The organism is Pontibacter cellulosilyticus (genome assembly GCF_014306105.1).
Taxonomy (GTDB): domain Bacteria; phylum Bacteroidota; class Bacteroidia; order Cytophagales; family Hymenobacteraceae; genus Pontibacter; species Pontibacter cellulosilyticus.
In genome coordinates this window covers 1,052,469-1,074,319 of the sequence record NZ_JACRVF010000001.1, presented here as the reverse complement: position 1 = coordinate 1,074,319, position 21,851 = coordinate 1,052,469, and the positions used below count along the sequence as shown (strand labels likewise).

General features: G+C 44.6%; 14 protein-coding genes. 7 read left to right on the top strand and 7 right to left on the bottom strand.

Going from position 1 to position 21,851, the window contains the following annotated elements:
• Positions 1-66 precede the first annotated feature (66 nt).
• On the bottom strand, positions 67-642 hold the full coding sequence (locus H8S84_RS04685) for a DinB family protein (protein WP_230407040.1): 576 nt from the start codon (positions 640-642) through the stop codon (positions 67-69).
• A 199-nt stretch (positions 643-841) separates the two neighbouring features.
• Between H8S84_RS04685 and H8S84_RS04680 the strand changes: the two genes are divergently transcribed.
• From H8S84_RS04680 to H8S84_RS04670, 3 genes are all read left to right on the top strand, one after another.
• Entirely contained in the window at positions 842-1,552 is a 711-nt protein-coding gene (locus H8S84_RS04680; protein WP_187066088.1) for a class I SAM-dependent methyltransferase, read from the top strand.
• A 63-nt stretch (positions 1,553-1,615) separates the two neighbouring features.
• Complete coding sequence (locus tag H8S84_RS04675; RefSeq protein ID WP_187066087.1) at positions 1,616-2,290, top strand: nitroreductase family protein; 675 nt, start codon at positions 1,616-1,618, stop codon at positions 2,288-2,290.
• A gap of 142 nt (positions 2,291-2,432) precedes the next feature.
• Positions 2,433-3,389, top strand: coding sequence for a YihY/virulence factor BrkB family protein (locus tag H8S84_RS04670; RefSeq protein ID WP_187066086.1), 957 nt, complete (start codon positions 2,433-2,435; stop codon positions 3,387-3,389).
• Positions 3,390-3,421: 32 nt separating this feature from the next.
• Here the strand turns inward: H8S84_RS04670 and H8S84_RS04665 are convergent, their stop codons facing one another.
• Positions 3,422-4,405: a pyruvate dehydrogenase complex E1 component subunit beta gene (locus H8S84_RS04665; RefSeq protein ID WP_187066085.1), complete on the bottom strand. Its 984-nt coding sequence runs from the start codon at positions 4,403-4,405 to the stop codon at positions 3,422-3,424.
• Positions 4,406-4,492: 87 nt separating this feature from the next.
• Positions 4,493-6,274: a tetratricopeptide repeat protein gene (locus H8S84_RS04660; protein WP_187066084.1), complete on the bottom strand. Its 1,782-nt coding sequence runs from the start codon at positions 6,272-6,274 to the stop codon at positions 4,493-4,495.
• A 144-nt stretch (positions 6,275-6,418) separates the two neighbouring features.
• Here H8S84_RS04660 and H8S84_RS04655 point away from each other — a divergent pair, with 144 nt between their 5' ends.
• On the top strand, positions 6,419-6,637 hold the full coding sequence (locus H8S84_RS04655) for a PspC domain-containing protein (RefSeq protein WP_187066083.1): 219 nt from the start codon (positions 6,419-6,421) through the stop codon (positions 6,635-6,637).
• Here H8S84_RS04655 and H8S84_RS04650 read toward each other — a convergent pair.
• Together H8S84_RS04650 and H8S84_RS04645 are read right to left on the bottom strand one after the other, a co-directional pair.
• Entirely contained in the window at positions 6,632-7,654 is a 1,023-nt protein-coding gene (locus H8S84_RS04650) for a glycosyltransferase family 2 protein (RefSeq protein WP_187066082.1), read from the bottom strand. The two genes, H8S84_RS04655 and H8S84_RS04650, sit on opposite strands and share 6 nt — an antisense overlap.
• Positions 7,644-7,979, bottom strand: coding sequence for a YbaB/EbfC family nucleoid-associated protein (locus tag H8S84_RS04645; RefSeq protein ID WP_187066081.1), 336 nt, complete (start codon positions 7,977-7,979; stop codon positions 7,644-7,646). The genes H8S84_RS04650 and H8S84_RS04645 overlap by 11 nt, the downstream gene beginning before the upstream one ends.
• A gap of 404 nt (positions 7,980-8,383) precedes the next feature.
• Here H8S84_RS04645 and H8S84_RS04640 point away from each other — a divergent pair, with 404 nt between their 5' ends.
• From H8S84_RS04640 to H8S84_RS04630, 3 genes are all read left to right on the top strand, one after another.
• Positions 8,384-11,983: an outer membrane protein assembly factor BamB family protein gene (locus H8S84_RS04640; protein ID WP_187066080.1), complete on the top strand. Its 3,600-nt coding sequence runs from the start codon at positions 8,384-8,386 to the stop codon at positions 11,981-11,983.
• Between the two features lie 626 nt (positions 11,984-12,609).
• Positions 12,610-15,975, top strand: a complete 3,366-nt coding sequence (locus tag H8S84_RS04635; protein ID WP_187066079.1) for an outer membrane protein assembly factor BamB family protein — start codon at positions 12,610-12,612, stop codon at positions 15,973-15,975.
• A 427-nt stretch (positions 15,976-16,402) separates the two neighbouring features.
• Positions 16,403-18,190, top strand: a complete 1,788-nt coding sequence (locus H8S84_RS04630) for a T9SS type A sorting domain-containing protein (RefSeq protein ID WP_222621571.1) — start codon at positions 16,403-16,405, stop codon at positions 18,188-18,190.
• Positions 18,191-18,303: 113 nt separating this feature from the next.
• Here the strand turns inward: H8S84_RS04630 and H8S84_RS04625 are convergent, their stop codons facing one another.
• The gene (locus H8S84_RS04625) at positions 18,304-20,220 is read right to left on the bottom strand and encodes a T9SS type B sorting domain-containing protein (protein ID WP_187066077.1); all 1,917 of its coding nucleotides are present in this window, start codon (positions 20,218-20,220) and stop codon (positions 18,304-18,306) included.
• Between the two features lie 136 nt (positions 20,221-20,356).
• Positions 20,357-21,847 carry a histidine ammonia-lyase gene (gene hutH / locus H8S84_RS04620; protein ID WP_187066076.1) on the bottom strand — a complete coding sequence of 497 codons (1,491 nt, stop codon included), beginning with the start codon at positions 21,845-21,847 and terminating at the stop codon, positions 20,357-20,359.
• Positions 21,848-21,851: the final 4 nt, after the last annotated feature.

The following is a 21,851-nucleotide window of genomic DNA, read 5'->3' as shown; positions in this document are numbered from 1 at the left end:
AAAGCTAATGGCTATAGAGCAGCTTAACTACAGATAGGCAGGAGAAATAGTATAGGAAACGCAGGCCTAAGCAGGTAACTTGGTTAGATGTTTCTTGATTTGCTGTATCTGACGTTCGTGGTGGGTAAAATGGTCTTGCAGGAAGGAGAGTGTTTGTGTAATAGAAAGAGGACCGGCATACGGATGCTTAAATAAACATTTATCCATTAAATGCGCAGGAACCTCGTTTAGCACATCTTCTAACTTGTAGCGTGTAGTATCCCACTGTTGGCGCAGTTTAAATAGGTTGGCTGTTTCCGGAACATCCGCCACCACAGCAGGTGCCTTAAATTTTCGGCCAGATCGCAGCGCTAGTTTCAACAAAAGCGAGTTTAAAATATTAGAGAAACCGGAAGAGCGCAGGCTATCTTTTTTCTGTAGCTTATTGCTGATGTAGCCTGTTGTAGCCTTCTCAACTTCCACTAGGTGGTAAATTATCTGGTTTATAGACCATTTTTTAGCAGCCGGAGGTGTGTTCAGCAACTCATCGTCAAGCCCCTCCAGTTCATCCAGCAAACGATTTCGGGAAGTCTCCAGGCTAAGGTACTTAATTTCCAGTTTTGGGTTCATAAGTTCAATATGGCTGTAGGCTGCTGTATTCATAGGCATTAAAGTTACATACTACGGCTAAAGCTAGTGATTTTTTTGATTAATGCAACAATGTTTTTTTGACATTGTGATGTAAGTGATTGATTAATAAGTTTATTTATAAGTATAGATAATTGTATATAATTGGTTTAGTTCAAAACTGTATTTCTTAATACACAATTTGTATGTTACTTTGCAGTAGAAACACCACAATATGATTAATAACGACCCAATTGGCCTTGCAGTATCTGATTATCTGGCAGGGGAGAAAAATGCTGAAATTACTGTTGAGAGTAACCTGGCCGATGATGATTTCATACCTGTAGCATACCTGTTTCGGGATGAGTCTGAAATGCCGGAGATGGAGCAAGTTGCGCTGCAGGAATGCAAGGGCCGGGTGCTGGACATAGGTGCCGGAGCTGGTTGCCATGCGCTTACCCTCCAAAAGCAAGGTTTTGATGTTACTGCACTCGATATATCGGAGGGTGCCGCAAACGCAATGCGACAGCAGGGTGTAAAGCAGGTGCTTAATCAAAATATATTTGATGTTACAGGCAAGTATGACACGCTGCTGCTGTTGATGAATGGTATTGGCATTGCCAGCACGCTTCATGGTTTGGATCGTTTCCTGGAGCATACCAAAAGCCTGCTTAGCCCTGATGGCCAGATCCTGCTCGAATCATCTGACATCCTGTACATGTATGAAGATGAAGATGGCTCTGTAGTACTGGACCTGAATGCTGGCTACTACGGAGAGGTAAAGTATAACATGAAGTATAAAGAGCAGGAAAGCGGTTGGTTCGATTGGCTTTTTATTGATCCTGCTATACTTGAGGATTACGCCAACAAACATGGCTATACTTTTGAGGTGCTATATGAGGGAGATATGGGAAATTACCTTGCAAAGCTCACTTTACCTCAATAAAACAAGGTTAGGAAATTTAGCTATACTTTTAGTAGCTTTAACTTAAGACTAAAAGTATAGCTAATGGCCACCACTTCTTTCCCATTTATACCCTACCATCCTGCGCAATTCTCTACAGAAGAAACCTGTGCAAAGGCAACAGAATTTTACCGATTAATGGACAGCCGCCGTTCTGTTCGTGAGTTTTCGGATAAGCCTGTGCCGCGTGAAGTTATTGAAAACATTGTTATGACGGCGTCCACGGCACCTTCTGGTGCGCACAAACAGCCCTGGACATTTTGTGTAGTCTCTAACCCGGAACTAAAGAAGCAAATAAGAGAGGCCGCCGAAAAAGAAGAGTATGAGAGCTATAATGGCCGCATGACACCGGAGTGGCTGGAGGACCTGGCACCGCTAGGTACAGATTGGCAAAAGCCTTTCCTAGAGGTGGCGCCATGGCTCATTATTGTGTTTAAAAAGGTGTATGATGTGAAGGAGGATGGTAGCAAACGCAATAATTACTACGTGGCCGAATCGGTTGGCATTTCCTGCGGTTTTCTGATATCAGCTATTCACAAGGCAGGTTTGGTAACGCTAACACATACTCCAAGTCCGATGAACTTCCTTAGCAAACTGTTAAACCGGCCTGCAAATGAACGGCCATACTTGCTCTTACCAGTAGGCTATCCTGCCGCAGATGTGCAGGTGCCTGATCTGAAGCGAAAGCCGCTGGAAGAGGTATCAGTGTGGTTTGATTAAACTCCAACTCACCTTTTATAGATATACATTTATATCAGAAGACGTTCTTGTGCCGTATGATAGTGCAATAGTTAAAGCAAAATGGCGAAGTAAGGCTGTACTCACAGTTATTGGAGCCAACAAAGCTATAAAATAAACGTGCATGAATGCTAAGCTAAAGTATACCTGGAGGTTAACAAAGCAAACTTTTAAGGAGTTTATTGATGATAATCCACTAGACTACGCCGCAATTATAGGCTTTTATACTATTTTTTCGCTGCCGGCTGTTCTTATCATTACTATTCGGATTGCAGGGTCTGTTTTTGGGCAAGATGCTGTACGCGGTGAACTGGTGAATCAGATAGGTGGTGTAATCGGCAGAAACAGTGCGGTGCAGCTTCAGAATATTATCGAGAACGCCAGCCAGTCTCCGGCAACAACCATAGGCACCATTGTTGGCATTGCCACCATGATCTTTACAGCTACAACCGTTTTTGTAGCGCTTCAGGATTCTCTTAACGCTATGTGGGAGGTAAAAGCTAAGCCTGAAAAAGCATGGCTAAAACTTGTTGTGGCACGCGTACTGTCACTAGCCATGGTAGTTAGTTTGGGATTTCTGTTGCTAGTATCATTATCAGTAGATGTGGTGCTGGGTGTTATTTATGATTACTTACGTCAAGAGCTTTCCGGCATTGCGGTCTACCTTGTTACCATTGGTAACATATTCGTTTCTATTCTAATTAGTATTGTCATTTTTGCGGCTATTTTTAAAGTACTGCCCGATGCTAAAATTAAATGGCACAATGTATGGGTGGGAGCTACAGTAACAGCTGTGCTTTTTGTGATAGGTAAGTTTATCCTTACGCTATACTTTCAGCATGACCCACTTGCTGATACGTATGGGGCAGCAGGCTCATTGGTGCTTATACTGGTCTGGGTATACTACACTTCTATTATTTTTCTATTGGGTGCTGAGTTTACTCAAGTATACTCCAGAGAGCACGACAAGGGCATTTTACCGGAGGAACACGCTGTGAAAGTGAAGGTAAAAGAGGTTGAAACAGACACAGACACAGGTAAAGTGGAAGTAAAGCAAAAAGAAAAAGGCGACCCTAGTTAGGTCGCCTTTTTTATCAGGATTCAAAGCAACGCTTAAGCGTTTTTATACATTACTTTTTTTACAGCATCGATGGTGCGCTCTACGTTTGGCAAAGATGCCTCGATAAGCGTAGGAGCATACGGAAGCGGCACGTCGCGGCAAGTTACACGTTTTACCGGTGCATCCATGTAATCGAATGCATTGCTCTGGATATGGTAAGCAAGTTCTGCAGAGATAGAAGCCAGTGGCCATGCTTCCTCAACCACCACCATGCGGTTGGTCTTCTTTACAGACTCGATAAGTGTTTTATAGTCGATTGGGCGAACTGTACGCAGGTCGATAACCTCAGCTTCGATACCGTCTTTTGCCAATTCTTCTGCAGCAGCAAGCGCCACTTTCATCATCTTGCCAAATGACACGATGGTTACATCAGAACCTTCGCGTTTGATATCGGCAACACCGATTGGAATCAGGTATTCTTCTTCAGGCACTTCGCCTTTGTCGCCGTACATCTGCTCCGACTCCATAAAGATTACAGGGTCGTTATCGCGTATGGCAGACTTCATTAAGCCTTTTGCGTCGTAAGGGTTAGATGGCACTACTACTTTAAGGCCAGGCGTGTTTGCATACCAGTTCTCGAAGTTTTGAGAGTGCTGCGAAGATAACATACCAGCGCTACCAGTAGGCCCACGGAAAACGATAGGACAAGAGTACTGGCCACCTGACATCGACATCATTTTAGCCGCTGAGTTTATTACCTGGTCAATGGCTACAAGCGAGAAGTTGAAGGTCATGAATTCTACAATCGGACGTAAGCCGTTCATAGACGCACCCACACCAATACCGGCAAAACCAAGTTCGGCAATAGGCGTATCGATTACACGCTCCGGACCAAACTCATCCAGCATGCCCTGGCTAACTTTATAGGCACCGTTGTACTCTGCTACTTCTTCACCCATCAGAAACACGCTTTTGTCACGGCGCATTTCCTCCGACATAGCTTCGCGCAGGGCCTCTCTAAACTGTATACTTCGCATATATGATGTTTAATTCTCTGTTCAGAAGGTAAAATTAAAAGAAGTCTGTCAATTTACAATGTACTTCCAGGTTTTTAGCACCTGTTGTCATTTGATGAGCGCATCTTTGTAAGCAGCCTTACTGCGGTAAGGTTTAAACTCCAGGCTATTGATGGCTTTTAACGTATAGCTTTTGTCTGCTCTAACAGCCTTGCGTAAGTTCTGCTCCAGCATCTGCTCGTTTTGTGTGCGTGCGCCTATAATAGCCAAGCTATAATAGGCCAGTGCATCATTTGGCTTTTGCTCCAGGGCCGAAGTATAAAACTCCTGTGCACCTTCGTAATTTTCCTTTAACAGATAGCTGAGGCCCAGGTTCATGTTTGTTTGATAGCTGTCACCGGCATAGCGAAGGCTTTCAATAGCATCGTCATACTGACCTACCTCAATCTCCAGGGCAGCTTTATCAGCAAAGATCTGCTGCAACTCTTCCTGAGAGCCTCCTAGCTTGATAGCATAATCGTAATACTGCAGCGCCTCCAGGAAATCGTTGCGCTGGTGGTAAGCACTGGCGAGGCTGTAATACACTTTAGCAGTTGGGTTACGAAAGCCGGCGAAGGTAAGATTATGGATGGCTCTGGCCAGCAATGCCTGCTTTGCTTTAGGACGATACTCTTTTTGTGCCATCTCGGTGTAAACTACACCCAAATTATAGTAGGCCGGCCACTTATCTGTGGATTTTATTGCAGCTTCATAAAACTTACGTTTCTCGTTAAGCAGTGGTGTTAGGGTAGCTGCATGCTGCAGTTCTTCCTCTGTCAGCACATCGGCAGGTACTTTTTCTTCGGAAATTTTTTTGGCGAGCAGGTATAGTTCATAATCGGCTTTGCGGTTGCGGTTGTAGTTAAAAGTTACCTCGGCGGTTCGCATTACTGGGTATACATACTGTTGCAGGTAATCAAATGCTTTTGTCTGCTGCAGCGCTTTTACCTTTTCCTGGTTGGTTGCATTGCTGTTGAGTATAGTTAATACCTCCTGCTTTTCTTTTTTAGGCAACGCCGAAACCTGTACCTTTTCTTTTAACAGAACAAGGTTATCAGGCTTAATGTCTATGTTTATACTTACCTTTTTGTTGCTGTAGTCGTTTATCTGCAGCTGTTGGCGGTAATAGTTTTCAAGCACCTTAGCCCTTGTTTGGGCAATGCCTGTGCCTATTTCGTCGGGAGCCTGGCCAGCGGTTATGGTTATACTTTGCGAGGCTACATTATCAGATATATACTTATCTAGCACCTGCAGGTTAGAACCAATGTATGTGCGCAACTTAGCCTGGTCATCTTCAAAATAGAAGATAAGCGTGGCAGGTTTTTCGGCTTCTTCTTTGTAGTTATCCGGTATAAAATCGTAGGCATTATTGCGTACCAGCAGCAGGGGAGTGGTGTTAAGACCAATAGCTACTTCTTTAGGTTCGGCATACACTACATCACCGTTTTTCTTATCGATGGCCATACCTTGTACCATCAGTTTACCTTCCTCTTTTTTGGGGGCGTAAGGGAAAGACATTTGTTTAGTGATGGTAGGCACTCCATTCTCATAGATAAATTCTCCAAACTCAAAATTGAGTGATCCTACATCCTCGCGCACCTGCTGGTCGTACTCGTAGTAGACGTTGAGTTTGTAGCGGTATTTGTCTTTGATTAGTTTTTCTGGAACCTGCGCTTTAATTTCGAACGTAACCAATTGGCCGCTTGCAGCAATTGGATTAGGCTGCACAATTATATTTTCCTTTTTTTCAGCAACATTTACCATACGCGATAAAGTGCAGCCAGAGCAAAAGAGTGCAATAAAAATGGCTAAATATGACGGTGTGATAGTATGAAATAAGTGGTGTTTCATATCCTGATTTAGGCATTAACCGTAAACAAGTACACCACAATCAGCGTTTTTACGTTGTTAGCAGTACCTGTCGCAGATTAATTTATTTTGACAGTAGTATAATTTGCGATAAATTTATACACTAAATACCAATACTATACTATAATGAAACGGCTACAGTACTTTATCGAATCGCAGGCATTTGGTGTGTGTACGATGCTGGGTGAAAAACTTGGCTTTGCTACCAGCAGCATCCGCCTTACCTTCATCTATGTTTCATTTCTGACTATGGGCTCCCCGGTGCTTATCTACCTGATGCTGGCCTTTTGGATGAACGTTCGTAAGCATTTGCGCCGTGAGCGAAGCACTGTTTGGGATTTATAAATTCCTTACCGTTCGTTTCTGCCGCACAAAATACTCCCACACGACACTTCCCCTGTAAACGCCGGTTTGCGCCGGGAAATTGCCTTTATGGTAGTGCTTTTTGCGTTGTTTCCCCCAATAGCTGCTGTTGCGTAACAAATCTGCGTGTGCATCCAATACAGCTTTGGCATCTTTTGTTTGGCCAGCAAGTACCATTCTGAAAGCCGCTATCCAATCCAGTATAACCCGAAGTATAAGTGTAGAGATCAGTTCTTTGCCAGGTAGATTTTTGTACAGCAAAGCAAAGCCGTTCCGGAAGTTCAAAAACGTTTTTCGTGGGTTTGATTTGTGTAATGTGCCGCCACCCACATGGTATACTTTGCTGTGGCCATTGTACATTACTTTATATCCCACATTCTTGGCACGCCAGCAAAAATCTATCTCCTCCATGTGTGCAAAAAAGGCAGGCTCCAAACCACCCAATCCGTGAAAAACATTGGAACGTACAAACATACAAGCTCCAGTTGCCCAGAAAATCTCCTGCACGTCATCGTATTGCCCTTTGTCTTCTTCCAGGGTCTCAAATAGGCGGCCCCGGCAAAAAGGATACCCCAAAGTATCCAGCATGCCACCACCCGCGCCGGCATATTCGAAGAACTCAGGGTGCTGTTGCGATAGTATCTTGGGCTGGCAAACGGCTATATTTTCGTCGGCTTCCATCAACGCAAGTATAGGCTCAGTCCAGCCCTGTGGTACATGCACATCAGAGTTTAGGAGCACGTAATACTTTGCTTCTACCTGCTGCAGTGCTTTGTTGTAGCCTTCGCAGAAGCCGTAGTTCTGGTCCAGAAGTATAAGCCTTACCTGCGGGAAATGCTCCTGTAGAAAAGCAACAGAGCCATCGGTAGAGGCATTGTCGGCCACGATTACTTCGCAGTTGCCGCTATGCATCACCACCGATGGCAAAAACTCTTGCAAAAACCGCAGTCCGTTCCAGTTAAGGATAACTACGGCTGTATGAGCCGGATTATAAGCCAAAGTTGCCTAGATCTAAGCCTGGTATGTTCGGTAATAAACCTTCGGTACTCTTCTTCATCTCTTCCTGGGCACGTTCGCCGGCAGTTAGCATGGCGTTGTTCACGGCAGCTACTACCAAATCGTTTACCATGTCCTGGTCTTTTTCATTAAGTATAGTTGGGTCGATTTCTATTTTTATCAACTTGCGCTGCCCGTTAACAGTAGCCTTAACAAGGCCTGCACCTGACTCGGCGGTTACAGTCACGTCTTTTAGTTTCTCTTGTGCTTCTTTCAGCTTGGCCTGGACCTCTTTCATCTTGCCCATCATGCCGAACATATCAAACATAGTTTCTTCTTTTAGATGTAGGAATTACGCACTTCTATACCTGTGCGCATCTCTGCAAATATACGAGCATTATGTTTACCATGCTTGTATTGTGGCTATTTTACGGGTACTTAAAAGCACACATAATGATGTTGTCTAACCTTGTGTTAATTAGTTATTAACCAGTAATTTATATGACTAAATCATTAATAATACGTACATGTATATGTAGTAGTTGTTGTGTTGGCACCTGTTACACAGTTAGGAAGTAAGTATTAATTAAAACTGTTTTACACTCTAAGATTCACATTCTTCACCCTTTCCTTATTAATTGGTCTGTGCACGTGGCGTTAGTCACCGTGAGTTGGCTTTTAGATGCGCCTTGTCTTGTTAACACTTTTTCTTCAGTCCTATTTGACCTATTTATGAAAACAATCCTACACACGCAGAGCAGCCTAAAATGGCTAATCCTGACACTACTTTATTTGACTGTTGCGTTCATAACCTCTGCCCAAAGTGTGCAGGAGAAGTGGGCGCAGCGATTTGATGCGTCTATCAGCGATGTTTTACAAAATTATTTTTTAGCAGTTGATCAATCTGGTAATTTGTATACTGCTGGTATTCGTCAAAATGAAGAGAACAGGAAATATATACAGGTCTCCAAGTTTTCTATTGATGGCACTTTAAGGTGGGTAAACAGCTATCACACAAGTGCTGGAAGTTTTTTGCCAGATATTCAAATTGATGAAATAGCTGTTGATGATGCTGGCGAACTTTATGTTATCGGCACCAATCAAGGCTCTGATAGTCGTTATCAATCACTTACATTAAAATTTTCTTCCGCTAATGGCAGCTTACTATGGGAGCAAGCCTTTAGAATAGGAATGTTTAGCTATGCAAGGGAGATTGAAATTGACAATCAGGGAGATGTTTATGTATTAAGCACAACAGATGGAGGGCCCTTGCGCACTCTGAGTAATATTACAATTACAAAATATAACTCTGCTGATGGTGCTGTACTTTGGGGTGGAATATATGATGGTGGAGTGAACGGCTCCGATGATCCAGAAGCCATAGCATTAGATAACCACGGTGGAGTATATGTTTTAGGAAGCAGCGACGGTTCTGGCACTAGATCAGATATTCTTATCATAAAATATAATGCAGAATCCGGCCAGCAGGAATGGCTGCAAAGGCTTGATATTGGTGGACAGACACAAGAGGCGTTGAATGTTACAGCTGACCATGGAGGTAGTATTTACGTAACAGGCTCACATGCGAACTCATCTGAAACAGTTGATACTAAGGCACTGATTGTAAAGTATAACGCTGCAGACGGTACGCAGCTGTGGCTTAGCTTAGAAGATGGTTCTAGTAATCAAAACATGACTTTACCCTCTCTACCTACAAGTAATTCAGAAGGGTTATTTGTAATTCAAAGTGAGATTGGAGTAAGTAACAGCAACCATCTGGTAAAGTATGATTCTGGTGATGGCACTCTTGCTTGGGCGCGTCTTTTTGCTGGAACACCAATCAAAACGCTTCAAGACACTGGTGGTAATATAATAGTAGTCGGAAAAAGCAATGATACCGGAAATGTGCTGATTGTAAAGTATAGCAAGTCTGATGGATCTCTTATATGGCAACAGGAGTATGTGGGAAATGCGGTAGCAGGTATGGCAGTCACATTAAATGAGAACCAGGGTATACTTACTGTTGCTGCTATAACACCTGCAGGAGGTGCGAAGGCAGGAGCTGTTATCTTAACCTATAGTACAGAAAGCGGAGAAAACTTTATTGTTGCACCGATCGCGCTTGGGCAGTCAAACGAAACATCAGTTGCCATTGCTGTTGATGATAAAGGGAATAGCTATGTAGCTGGAAATATTTCAAGTAATGTATTAGGTAACAGTATCATCCTTTTAAAATATTCTCCGGATGGTGTTTTGCTTTGGCAATCAACAGATGTAGCCAATTCAGCTGTTGCATACGATATGGTAATAGACAAACAGGGTGGAATATTTATAACAGGAACAAACAGAGGAAATGCTATTTATACCGCTAAGTTCAGTCAAAATGACGGAGCTAAGATTTGGGATGAGAACTTTAGTTACATAGGTGATGAGGGTAATATTGGCTATGCAATTGTGTCTAATGATGCAGGTGAGATATATGTTACGGGCTCGGTAAAAGGCAGGCTAACAGATGGAATGGCTATTATTAAGTATAATGCTGAAACTGGGGAAACAATTTGGAATAATGTTCTAATTCAGCCGATTGACATTAATAACACTACCTTCCTTAATTATATTGGACGTACTATAGCCTTAGATGCATCTGGAGACATATACATTGCTGGTGAGTTACGCGAAAGGCAGTCTGATTATCTGATAGCAAAAGTGAATAGCGAAGATGGTAAAATAGTCTGGTCAAAGATTTACGGCAGCCCAAGCAGCATATTTGAAAGAGCAACAGCCATTGAGATAGCTGTTGCTGGTGAGGTTTATGTTACAGGTATAAGTAATGGCGATTTTGCAACTATAAAACTCAATCCCTCTGATGGAGCTATCCTATGGGAGTCAAGACTAGAAACTAACTCTCCGGGTTCAGGTACAGGAGCAAATGCGTTAGCCCTTGATAATAAAGGAGGCGTTTATGTTACTGGGCAGAAAGCGGGCAGCATAGAAGCTCTTATAGTAAAGTATAATGCTGCTGATGGTAGTGAATTGTGGCGTAAAGCACTTGAGAATACAATAGGTTATACTATAAAAACAGATAGTAAAGGTGGGGTATATGTTGCGGGTGCGGGTCCGGCGGTGGCTAAATATAATACTTCAAATGGTGATTTGCTTTGGGAGCAAAGACCCGATACTGTAACTGGAAGTTTTGTCGACTTGGTAGTAGACAAGCAGTTGGATGTGTATGTTACTGGTGCAGTACAGAGTAAAAGTATCAATAGCACCGACATTCTGACAATTAAGTACAGCCAGCAGGGAGACGTGTGCAACATACCGGTTCAGGTGCGGCTCTACCTGCCTCCTGTGGCCAAGCGGGTGGGCTGGCAGGTGCGCACCACGGCCGACTTCCGCCCCTACATCCTGGGCGCTGACCACGGCGTGCGCTGGAGCTGGGGAGACGGCAGCGCCTCTTCTATCGCCTACACGGCCTCGGGCACCTCGCGCATCACCGGCGAGCACACTTACCTTTCAGCCGGCTTCTACCAGATCGGGCTTGACTTCAGCCAGAGCTGCCTCAAGCCCGCCAACGCCGGCTACGAGCAGTGGATGCCGATCTATGACCCGGAGGCTGGCTTTGTGACGGGCGCGGGGCAGACCGAGGGCATCCGCTTCAACCTCAACGCGCGCTACAATGGCAAGTGGGCTACCGAGCCGCAGGGCAACGTGCAACTGGATATCGAGGGGCTGGGCAGGCTAAGAAGCGCCGATCTGGAGTGGCTGGTGGTTTCAGGAGATAAAGCCGCCTTCCAGGGCGAGAGCACCATAGACGGCCGGGGCCGCTACGGCTTCACCCTCTCGGTGACGGACGCCGGCAGCCCGGGAGCAAACGACGCGGGCGACAGGCTGCGGGTCCAGGTCTGGGACCTGGAGCGCCACAGCCGCGTGGTCTACGACAACGGCTCTAGTCAGATACTGGATCTCTCGAATCAGGGACCGACCATCCAACAGGGCAACATCGTCATCCACAGGCCTGGAAAAGCAAGCATGGCGGCCAAAGCCGGCAGCAAAGCACAGGCAGCTGAGGGCGGGTCGCAGCTGACGGCCTACCCGAACACCTTCTCCGAGCGCACCACTGTCTCCTTCTCACTAAATCAGGGGCAGAGCTATACTTTAAATGTATATGACACCGCAGGCAGGCTGGTGAGGCAAGTAGCCGCAGGCACAGCGGAGACCGGAGGTCCTGTAGAGCATGAGCTGAACGGGGCAGGCCTGAACGAAGGGCTATACATTGCCAAACTACTCACCAGCGGAAGCTCGCAAAGCATCAAGCTGCTGCTGAAACGGTAAAAAATAAATAGAGGGTGGAGAGCAATCGCGGCTTCCCACCCTCTCCTTTTGTAGATGCTTTTTAGGGGTAACATAAGAATCAGATAAAAAGCAAAGCGTTAGAACAAAAGCATAGTGCTACTTTAACCGTTTTACTTTTCTGTTTTGCTCATAAATTATATAGCTATACCTGCTCTCTATATCATCACACTAAATGGCTAAAAAATACCTGTACAATTTTCTTACGTCACAGTATAAATAAGAATCCTGTCAAAGTTTTGAATCCCCTTGAGGCTATGCTGTGGCATTCACCCCCGCTACTGCGCTTCTTACGCTATGGTATTTCAATGCCTGAAGTATCTGCTGATTTTTTTAAGTATGCTGGCAGTAACTATCTGCTACACGGTACATCCTAAATTTCTACATCAATGAAAACAAGTCTACAAATTTGGAACGGTCTCAAGTGGCTGCTTCTGACATCTCTTTTTTTGCTGACAACAAATCTGATATATGCGCAGAGGGTGGAAGAGGAGTGGTCCCGACAATATGGAGGGCAAATGCCAAGTCAAATAAGCGTAGTTGAGTTAGCTGTAGATAATGCAGGTAATTCTTTTATTGCTAGTTCTAGCTTGATTAATTCGTCTGGTATGAATGCTACATTAGTAAAGTATTCACCAGAAGGTAGGGAACTGTGGAAAGTGCAGTACAGTGCTACCGATGCAGTTCAAGGATACAGTGTTGAGGACATAGTTGCAGATAATAAAGGAGATGTGTATGTCTTGGCTATAAAAGGAAACTACGGTCCACCAAGTATGATCATTTACAAATATGATGGTACTAACGGTACATTGTTATGGAGCGTAATGGAAAGTGTTGGTAGGATCAATACACCAAAACAAATACTTGTTGATAATATAGGTGGTGTGCTGGTATCTGGTTTTGCAGTTAATTCTGGGCCAGGTTTTAGCTACATTATTAAATATAGTGCCTCAGATGGCTCTTGGCTTTGGGATAAAAATTTTATCGGGCAACTTGAGTCTTATGCAGAACACATTGTAACAGATATTGCGATTGACGAAGTAGGGGATATCTATGCTACAGGCACAAAAAATGCATCACACTTTGGCTCATCAGACATAGTTACTTTAAAGTATAGTGGTTTAGACGGAAAAGTATTATGGAGACAGGACTCCGAAATAGTAGGTAAAGAATATTCAGGAGAGTTAGTTGTTTCTGGGGATGAGGTTTATATTACTGGAACAGTTGCTTCAAGCACTGCACCAGCAGAGATACTTAAATCATTTTTGATAAAGTATAGTGCCTCCGACGGAGCAATGCAGTGGAGCCAAGATACCAAGCTGGATAGTAACTTGATTGTACTTAAACGTTTAGTTAGTGATGGTAGTGGTGGTGTAGTTGCAGCAGGATACCAAGGCGAAAATGCATATTTATTGCGATATGGTGGTGGTGGAGGACAAGTACAGTGGCTGGTGCCATTTGCTGGTAAGCTAATGACACTGGAAACAGATAAATTAGGAGGACTATATGCAGCAGGATTCACTCCAGGTGCAGAATATGTAATAGTAAAATATAACATACTTACAGGGCAGCAATTATGGGAGTATGCTAAACCATCGGATAAAACTCAAGTTGATTTACTTCAATTAAGTGTTAGTGGCAGTGGTGCTTATATTGCAGGGGTAAGCACAAATAAGGATAAGGACTTTGATAATCTCTTTCTTGCCAGACATCGGTTTTCAGACGGTGCTAACTTATGGACTATAGTTGGCTCGGGTGAAGATCCTGCTTATGATTCACCTGTTGATGTTCTTACAGATGCCGAAGGCAATGTTATAGTTGCTGGAAGCAGTACATCAAGATCTGGTGAAATAGCTTCTGCCTTTGTAATCAAATATTCTGCAGAAGGAGAAACAGAGTGGTTAAACGTATTAGAGGCAGGTAGACGAAATGAAATAGTTGGAATGGCTGTAGATGCTAAAGGTGATGTGTTTATAACGGGTACGCGAAAGCTATTAGATAACAGTCAGCGACATTTCACTATAAAGTATAACGGTACAGATGGCGCTAAGCTATGGGAGCACTTGAGTAACATAGGGCAGACAAGTTTCACCATTAAAGATATTAAAGTTGATAATATAGGTGGAGCCTATGTTGTTGGTGTTTATAGTGAAGGTTCTCCAATAGTTTATAATGACTATTTAGTGAAACTTGACAGTCAAAACGGTTCCGTACTTTGGAGCAAAATTAATGACCAGTCCTCAAGCTTATATGGGTTTGCAGCTTTTACAGTTGATGAGAGAGGGAATGTATATGTTACAGGCTCTACATCAAATACGGCATCAAATTATGATATAACTACTATAAAGTATAATGGTACAGATGGCAGTGTAATTTGGAGCAACGTCCTCGACAAAACTGTAAATGACGCTGTAACACACTTAGCAATTGATAAAACAGGAGGAGTTTACATTGTAGGATATAACTCTTTAGATCCAAATAACTACCTAAGCGTAAATCCATTCCTTCTAAAATATGATGCATCAAGCGGAAATCAACTCTGGTACCAAGCCATTGAGAGCAAAGGGAATAGTACTTTGACTATTAAGCACCTTATCGCTGACAGTGAGGGTAGAGTATATACTCGTGGTACCGATCCTTTTTCAGAGCAGATTTTTGCTTATGATTCTGAAAACGGTAAGCAGGAATGGAGTTTTGTGACAGATGGATATATAACTGATGTTACAGTTGATGGAAAAGGTGGCTTATACTTCACAAATGCTGTAAATCGAAATGAAATACACAAACACAATGCATTAAATGGGCAGAAAGTTTGGAGTTTAGTCACTCCGCAAGAATTTAGAAGAATTACTGTAGATAAAGACTTAAATGTAATAGTTGCTGGAGTAATTGATGATCCTGTAACGCATTGGGATAATCTCACTGTCAAGTATAGCCAGCAGGAAGACCCTTGCAATATCCCAGTAGAGGCGCGGCTATATTTGCCGCCGGTGGCCAAGCGGGTGGGCTGGCAGGTGCGTACCACCGCAGACTTCCGGCCTTACATCCTGGGTGCTAACCACGGCGTGAGCTGGAGCTGGGGCGACGGCAGCACCTCTTCCATAGCCTATACCGCACTTGGAACCTCACGCATCACCGGCGAGCACACCTACCAGCAGGCCGGCATCTACCAAATCGGTCTCGACTTCTCCCAGAGCTGCCTCAAGCCCGCCAACGCCGGCTACGAGCAGTGGATGCCTGTCTTTGATCCCGAGGCGGGCTTTGTGACGGGGGCGGGCCAGACCGAGGGCATCCGATTCAACCTCAACGCGCGCTACAGCGGGAGATTCGCCACCGAGCCCCAGGGCAGCGTGCAACTGGACATGGAGGGGCTGGGCAGGCTAAGAAGCGCCGATCTGGAGTGGCTGGTGGTTTCAGGAGATAAAGCCGCCTTCCGGGGCGAGGGCACCATAGACGGCCGGGGCCGCTACGGCTTCACCCTCTCGGTGACGGACGCCGGCAGCCCGGGAGCAAACGACGCGGGCGACAGGCTGCGGGTCCAGGTCTGGGACCTGGAGCGCCACAGCCGCGTGGTCTACGACAACGGCTCTAGTCAGATACTGGATCTCTCGAATCAGGGACCGACCATCCAACGGGGCAACATCGTCATCCACAGGCCTGGAAAAGCAAGCATGGCGGCCAAAGCCGGCAGCAAAGCACAGGCAGCTGAGGGCGGGTCGCAGCTGACGGCCTACCCGAACACCTTCTCCGAGCGCACCGCTGTCTCCTTCTCCTTGGGAAACGCCCAGAACTATACTTTGGAGGTCTACGACACCAGGGGCAGGCTGGTAAGGCAACTGGCATCTGGAAATGCAAAGGCGGGCAGCACCTACGAGTATGAGTTGAGCGGGCAGGGCCTCAACGAGGGACTCTACATTGCAAGGCTTGTGACTAACGCTGGCACTCAAAGTATAAAACTGCTGCTGAAACGATAAGTATAGGCTTATAAGATAAACAGGGTGCCATAACATGTATTTTGTATGCTTGTTATGGCACCTTGTTTTATATCTGGTTTACCGAAGTTAGCCAGATTTTTTATAGTAGCTTTAGTGCATATTTCCTTAAGTATATTAGAAAATATGAAATTGAAATAATTTTATATTCCCGGTTGTATACAGTCAAATGTGCTGGATTTACCATAGGATAGTATAAGTTAACGAAATATTACTCTATATATAAAGCGTAATTAAATTACAGCGTATATTAATATAATACCAGCATCTGTTGAAATGTAGTATAATTTTTCTACTAGGGCTGATATAAACTTTGATAACTTTCACCTTTTTGCTTCCTCTCCCCCTCATTGAGCCAATTCCTGGCCGTGCATGTGAAAAGTGAAAATAACTTCATGCATACTTTATCATGAAAAGTAATATAAAAGTCATGTGTTTGAAGACTAGGCTGTTACTTAGTCTTTTCATTATTCTTCTTTTCCCTGGTGCAATTTTCTCACAAGGACTACTATGCTGGTCGGATCGCTATACGCCTGTTTCCGGAACTACTGATGATATTGCTACTGCCATTGCTGTAGATGCTAACGAGAACGTGTATGTTACCGGTCAGGCTTCCGGAAAAGGAATAGGGCCTATTACCACATTGAAATACCCGTCTGGTGGCGGGAACCCCATTGCTGTGCATTATAAAGGCCATGGCGAAGGCAGAGGCATGGCTTTAACAGCCGTGGGAGGATATATTTATGTGGCAGCAAGAAGCACAGGGCCAAAGTTATCGAAAACTGCAAGTAACGGGATGGATTTTGTGGTGCTGAAATATGATGTCAACTTAAAATTGGTTTGGGAGGCCAGGTATACTAACACAGCACATAATAACAGCTATGATGAACCTGTAGCTATAACTGTAGTTGGAAGCAAAGTATTTGTAACCGGTAAAAGCTCTTATTCAGGGTCATCATCATCTAACTGGAAATTTGACTACACCACGCTTGTTTATAATGATGAAGGAACCCTTCTAAAGGCGTACAGGTATTCTGGTAATAATTCCGGATCACATGAAGCAACCGGACTTGTTGTAGTCCCTGAAGGAAGTGACTATGGAATTTATGTGACAGGGCGCAGCGCTATAAACACAGGTTGGGATTACCTTACTTTGAAATACTTGTTAAGCTCACAAACTACTGGACCTGTTTGGTATCATCGGTACAACGGGCCTGTTGGCGGGGATGATGAGGCCTTGGCAATCGCAGCCAGTAACAACAAAGTATATGTGACAGGGCGCAGCCAAAGTGTTAAGTCTGACACAGGTATGGACTACCTTACACTTAGCTACAATACAAGCGGTAACGGTATAAATAACCCAACTTGGTTTGCCAGATACAATGGTACAGCAAATGCAAGAGATGCTGCTTTGGCTATTGCAGCAGCCGATAATCATGTTTATGTAACAGGCCGTAGCGATGAGCAAACGCTGAACATGGATATTGTAACCTTAAAGTATACCGATGACATGACGCAAGTTGTTGACCCTGTTAAAGGGTTGCCACATAGTACTATATGGAAGTATAATGGTCCGGGGAACAGTTATGATGAGGCGACCTCTATTTCTGTTAAAGGCGATAGAATCTTTGTTTCGGGGCGTAGCGCAGGTATAGGCACAGGATTAGATTATGTTGCCCTGATGTATAACGATGGGAGTAATGTAGTGCTGTGGGAGGGAAGGTACCATGGCGTTACAAATCAGAATGATGAAGCCAACGCTCTGGCTATTGTAAGTACGGTTTCAGGACCGTTTAATGTATACCTCACTGGCCGAAGCCAAGGCAGCAAAACAGGATTTGACTATGTAACGGTAAAGTATAATACAGGAACTAATTGCAGCACTAATGCCTCGTCTCATATGATCGCACCATTTATTAGGGAAGAAGTTCAGGATTTGGTGTCATTCTCAGTATATCCAACCTCATTTACGCATATAGCCAACGTTACTTTAAATCTTGCGGAAAGCGCCTATTTTACAATAGATATTATTAATACCAGGGGTGCTATTGTAAACGTTGTGGCAGCAGGTAATGCCGAAGCAGGCAGGGATTATGTTTTTCCGCTTAATGGGGAAAAGTTGCCAAACGGCCTGTACATTGTACGGCTAAGCACAGAAGCAGAAAAGAGAAGTTTAAAAGTGTTTCTTAGTAGGTAAACAGGCATACTAACTAGATGGTTAAGCAGCAAAGTTGATGCGGGGCTTTGCACGGAGGGGGCTTAAAGAAGTACCTTTCCGTGTAACTTTAAAGTAGAAAAGCAGATTCAGGATCAGCGCAACAAGGTAATGGTACCAGTTCTGCGTTTGGTTGTGCCAAATTCTGTTTTCACTGTAATTTCGTAAGCGTAAGCACCTACTGGCAAAGGCTTTCCCTGGTATGTGCCATCCCAGTTTGTGGCCGCCCCTGTCGACTGAAAAACCACACTACCCAGGCTGTTATAGACCTTTAAAGTATAGCTGTCGATAAATTTTCCTTTTATTTCGAGCACATCGTTTAGTCCATCGCCGTTGGGTGTAAAGGCACTCGGAATAAACAGTTTCAGGTCCTGCTCAATCTGTTCTGTATTTGAATAAGATACCTCTCTGCCTGTTGATGTGGCTTTGATGCGGTAACGTAAAATCTGCACCTCATTGCTTAGAGCCCTGTCGGTGTAACTGGTGCCAGCGGCAGCAAAGGAGTTGATCACATTGCCGTTTGCATCCAGCAGTTCTACAGTATACTGTTGCACTCCGCCCGGGAAACCTGTATAGGGAGTCCAGTTAAGTTGAACTGAGCCATCTTCTTGCTGCTCGGCCTTCAATATTACGGGGCATGCTGTATTGCCTATCGGAGAAGTATTGTTGCAGGGGTCGGTAAACGATGCACGGTAGCAAACAGGCTCCGGCTTAGCCAGGGCATCGGTATAGGCTGTCTGTGATGTACTTGCCAGGTTTAGAAAGGCTGCCCCGTTTTTACTTTTCTGTATCTCGATTTTCTGGGCTACTTTACCCTGTGGCAGATTTATACTTAGCTCTACCTGATTATTTAAGTTAAATGAGGCCAGTAAGTATGGTGCAGCCGGAGTAGCCGTAGATGTAACCTGTACACTTTGAGCTGCAGACGTAGAGGTGCCGCCGCCAGCTGAGATCCCCTTAACAAAATATGCATAGGTTTGCCCGCAACTTAGGCTCGGATCAGTATAAGTTAAGGTGCTGTTATCTACAGTGGTGATGAGGGTGTTATTGCGGTATATCTCATATTGATCGGCACTTGGCATACTTTTCCAGGTAAGTATAGCCTGCTCGTTTCCCGATTTAGCCTCCAGGGCTATAGAGCTGATGATTCTGGAGTTGCTGTTGGGGATAACGCTGCCACACTGATCTGCTATCCGTACCAAGTACCATACGCCTTCGGTTGTATTTACATTGCGTATCGTGTGGGTAATGCTGTTCTGGGTAATATTTTTAATTGTATCGATCTTCTGGAAGTTTATCCGTGGGTCTTGCCAGCGTTCAATGATGTACATAAACCCCGGCTGCAAGTCCTGGATATCAAACTGTATCTCTCCGGAAGTGCTTTGCTGCTTTACCGTGAGAGCGCGCAGGGTTGGTGTCTTTGCATCTGGCAGTGTTGTCACCTGCTTAAAGGCACTGCCATTACAGGATGCACCAGTGTAAGTCCCGATTAAGGTAATGGTATAGGTGCCATTTGTAACATAAGTATAAATCGGGTTTTGTCCTTTCTGTGCCTGCACTGGAGCACCACCGCCTCCATAATCTATAGAATAACTGTCATAGTTGTTGTCGGTGATGTTTATTTGTACACTGTTATTAGCACAGGCTGTAACTGTAAAAGTGGGAGCAGGTGCGGCTTTTACTTCAAACACCCTCGAAACGGTATCGGTAAGGGTGGCGCCGCCATAGTTGGCTATCTGTAGTACTCTATACTTGCCGGGAGTTGTGTAAGTGTGCTTTTTATTTAGAGATGGATTTGATGGAATCTGAGTGCCAGATTTGTAATCAAATACATAATATTCTTTGTCATCCGGTACTACATTGCCACAATCCTGAAACGTCACCTCCTGGTTTACACAAAATGTAGTTATTTCTACTCCGGAAGAGTTATAGGCTTTAAAGCACTTATTGCTTTGAGCAAAAGATGAAAGCGCCAACAGGACTAGTGCTATGTGCAGTATAATTCTGAGCAATGTTTTATAGATAAGCTTAATCGAATTTACTTAAATAAAGCACAACAGGTACAATTTATTGTATTTAAGTTAAAAAGACCTTGCTAAAGCTATACTTCAAACAAGGTCTTCCGGATGTATGTTTTATACTTTAAATCTATGCCTTTTGCCTGCGCAAAAAATCGATGCTCTTGATAATGTCGTTGTGCAGTATTCTGTCTGTAGAAACAAACGGAACCGAAATACGATAATCCTCTACCAACTTCTCCAGCACAGGAGACGTTTTTTCAGGCTTTCTAAACTCAATGGCCTGTGCGGCATTTAACAGTTCGATAGCCAGCACGCGCTCCAGGTTGTGCACTACCTGGTATAGCTTTGTGGCGGCGTTGGCTCCCATACTTACGTGGTCTTCCTGGTTATGCGACGAGGGAATAGAGTCGATGGAGGCTGGTGTGCAAAGCTGCTTGCTCTGGCTTACGATGGATGCGGCTGTATATTGGCTTATCATAAAGCCTGAATTTAAGCCTGGTTCGGCTACCAAAAATGCAGGAAGCCCTCTTTGTCCGGAAATTAACTGGTATGTACGACGCTCTGATATACTGCCTAGTTCTGCCAGCGCAATGGCCATAAAATCCATCGCAAGTGCCAATGGCTGCCCGTGAAAATTGCCACCAGAGATGATCTCGTCTTCCTCCGGGAAAATGTTTGGGTTATCAGTAACTGAGTTTATTTCTGTTAAAAATACCTGCTCGGCATAGGCGATGGCGTCTTTAGATGCCCCATGCACCTGCGGAATGCAACGGAACGAGTAAGGGTCCTGTACATGCTGCTTTTCCCTTATAATCAGCTCACTTCCATTTAACAATTCTCTAAAGTTAGCTGCCGTCTCTAGCTGGCCTTTGTGCGGCCTAATGCGGTGAATGAGTTCGTTAAAAGGTTCTATTCTTCCATCAAAAGCATCAAGAGATAAAGCTCCCACCATGTCAGCCTGCTGTGAGAGGCGCTTCGCCATCAGAAGCACATACACACCGTAGGCAGCCATAAACTGGGTGCCGTTTAGCAAAGCAAGTCCTTCCTTTGCCTTTAAAGCAATCGGCTCCCAGCTAAACATCTCCAGCACATGCTCACTCGCTAGTTTATATCCTTGAAAGTGTACTTCACCCATTCCTATCATGGGCAGACAAAGATGCGCCAGGGGAGCAAGGTCGCCGCTGGCACCCAATGAACCCTGCTGGAACACCACCGGGTAGATGTCGCGGTTGTAAAAATCTATCAGACGTTTTACCGTTTGTAACTGCACACCACTGTGGCCATATGCCAGCGATTGAATTTTCAATAGCAGCATCAGCTTTACCACGCCAGCCGGTACCTCAGGTCCTGTGCCACAAGCATGAGACATCATCAGGTTACGTTGCAGTTGTTCCAGGTCGGCAGGGGAGATCTTTTTGCTGTACAAAGACCCAAACCCCGTATTGATGCCGTAAATGCTGCGATCAGCGTCTTTTATCTTCTGGTGCAGGTAATTATAGCAGTTTGTAATCCGCTGCTCGGCATCTTCAGATAGCGCTAACGTATACTTTTCGTTGATAATGGTCTCAATCGTCTCCAGGCTTAAGTACTCGCTGGAGATGTAGTGCACATGGCCCATGCAG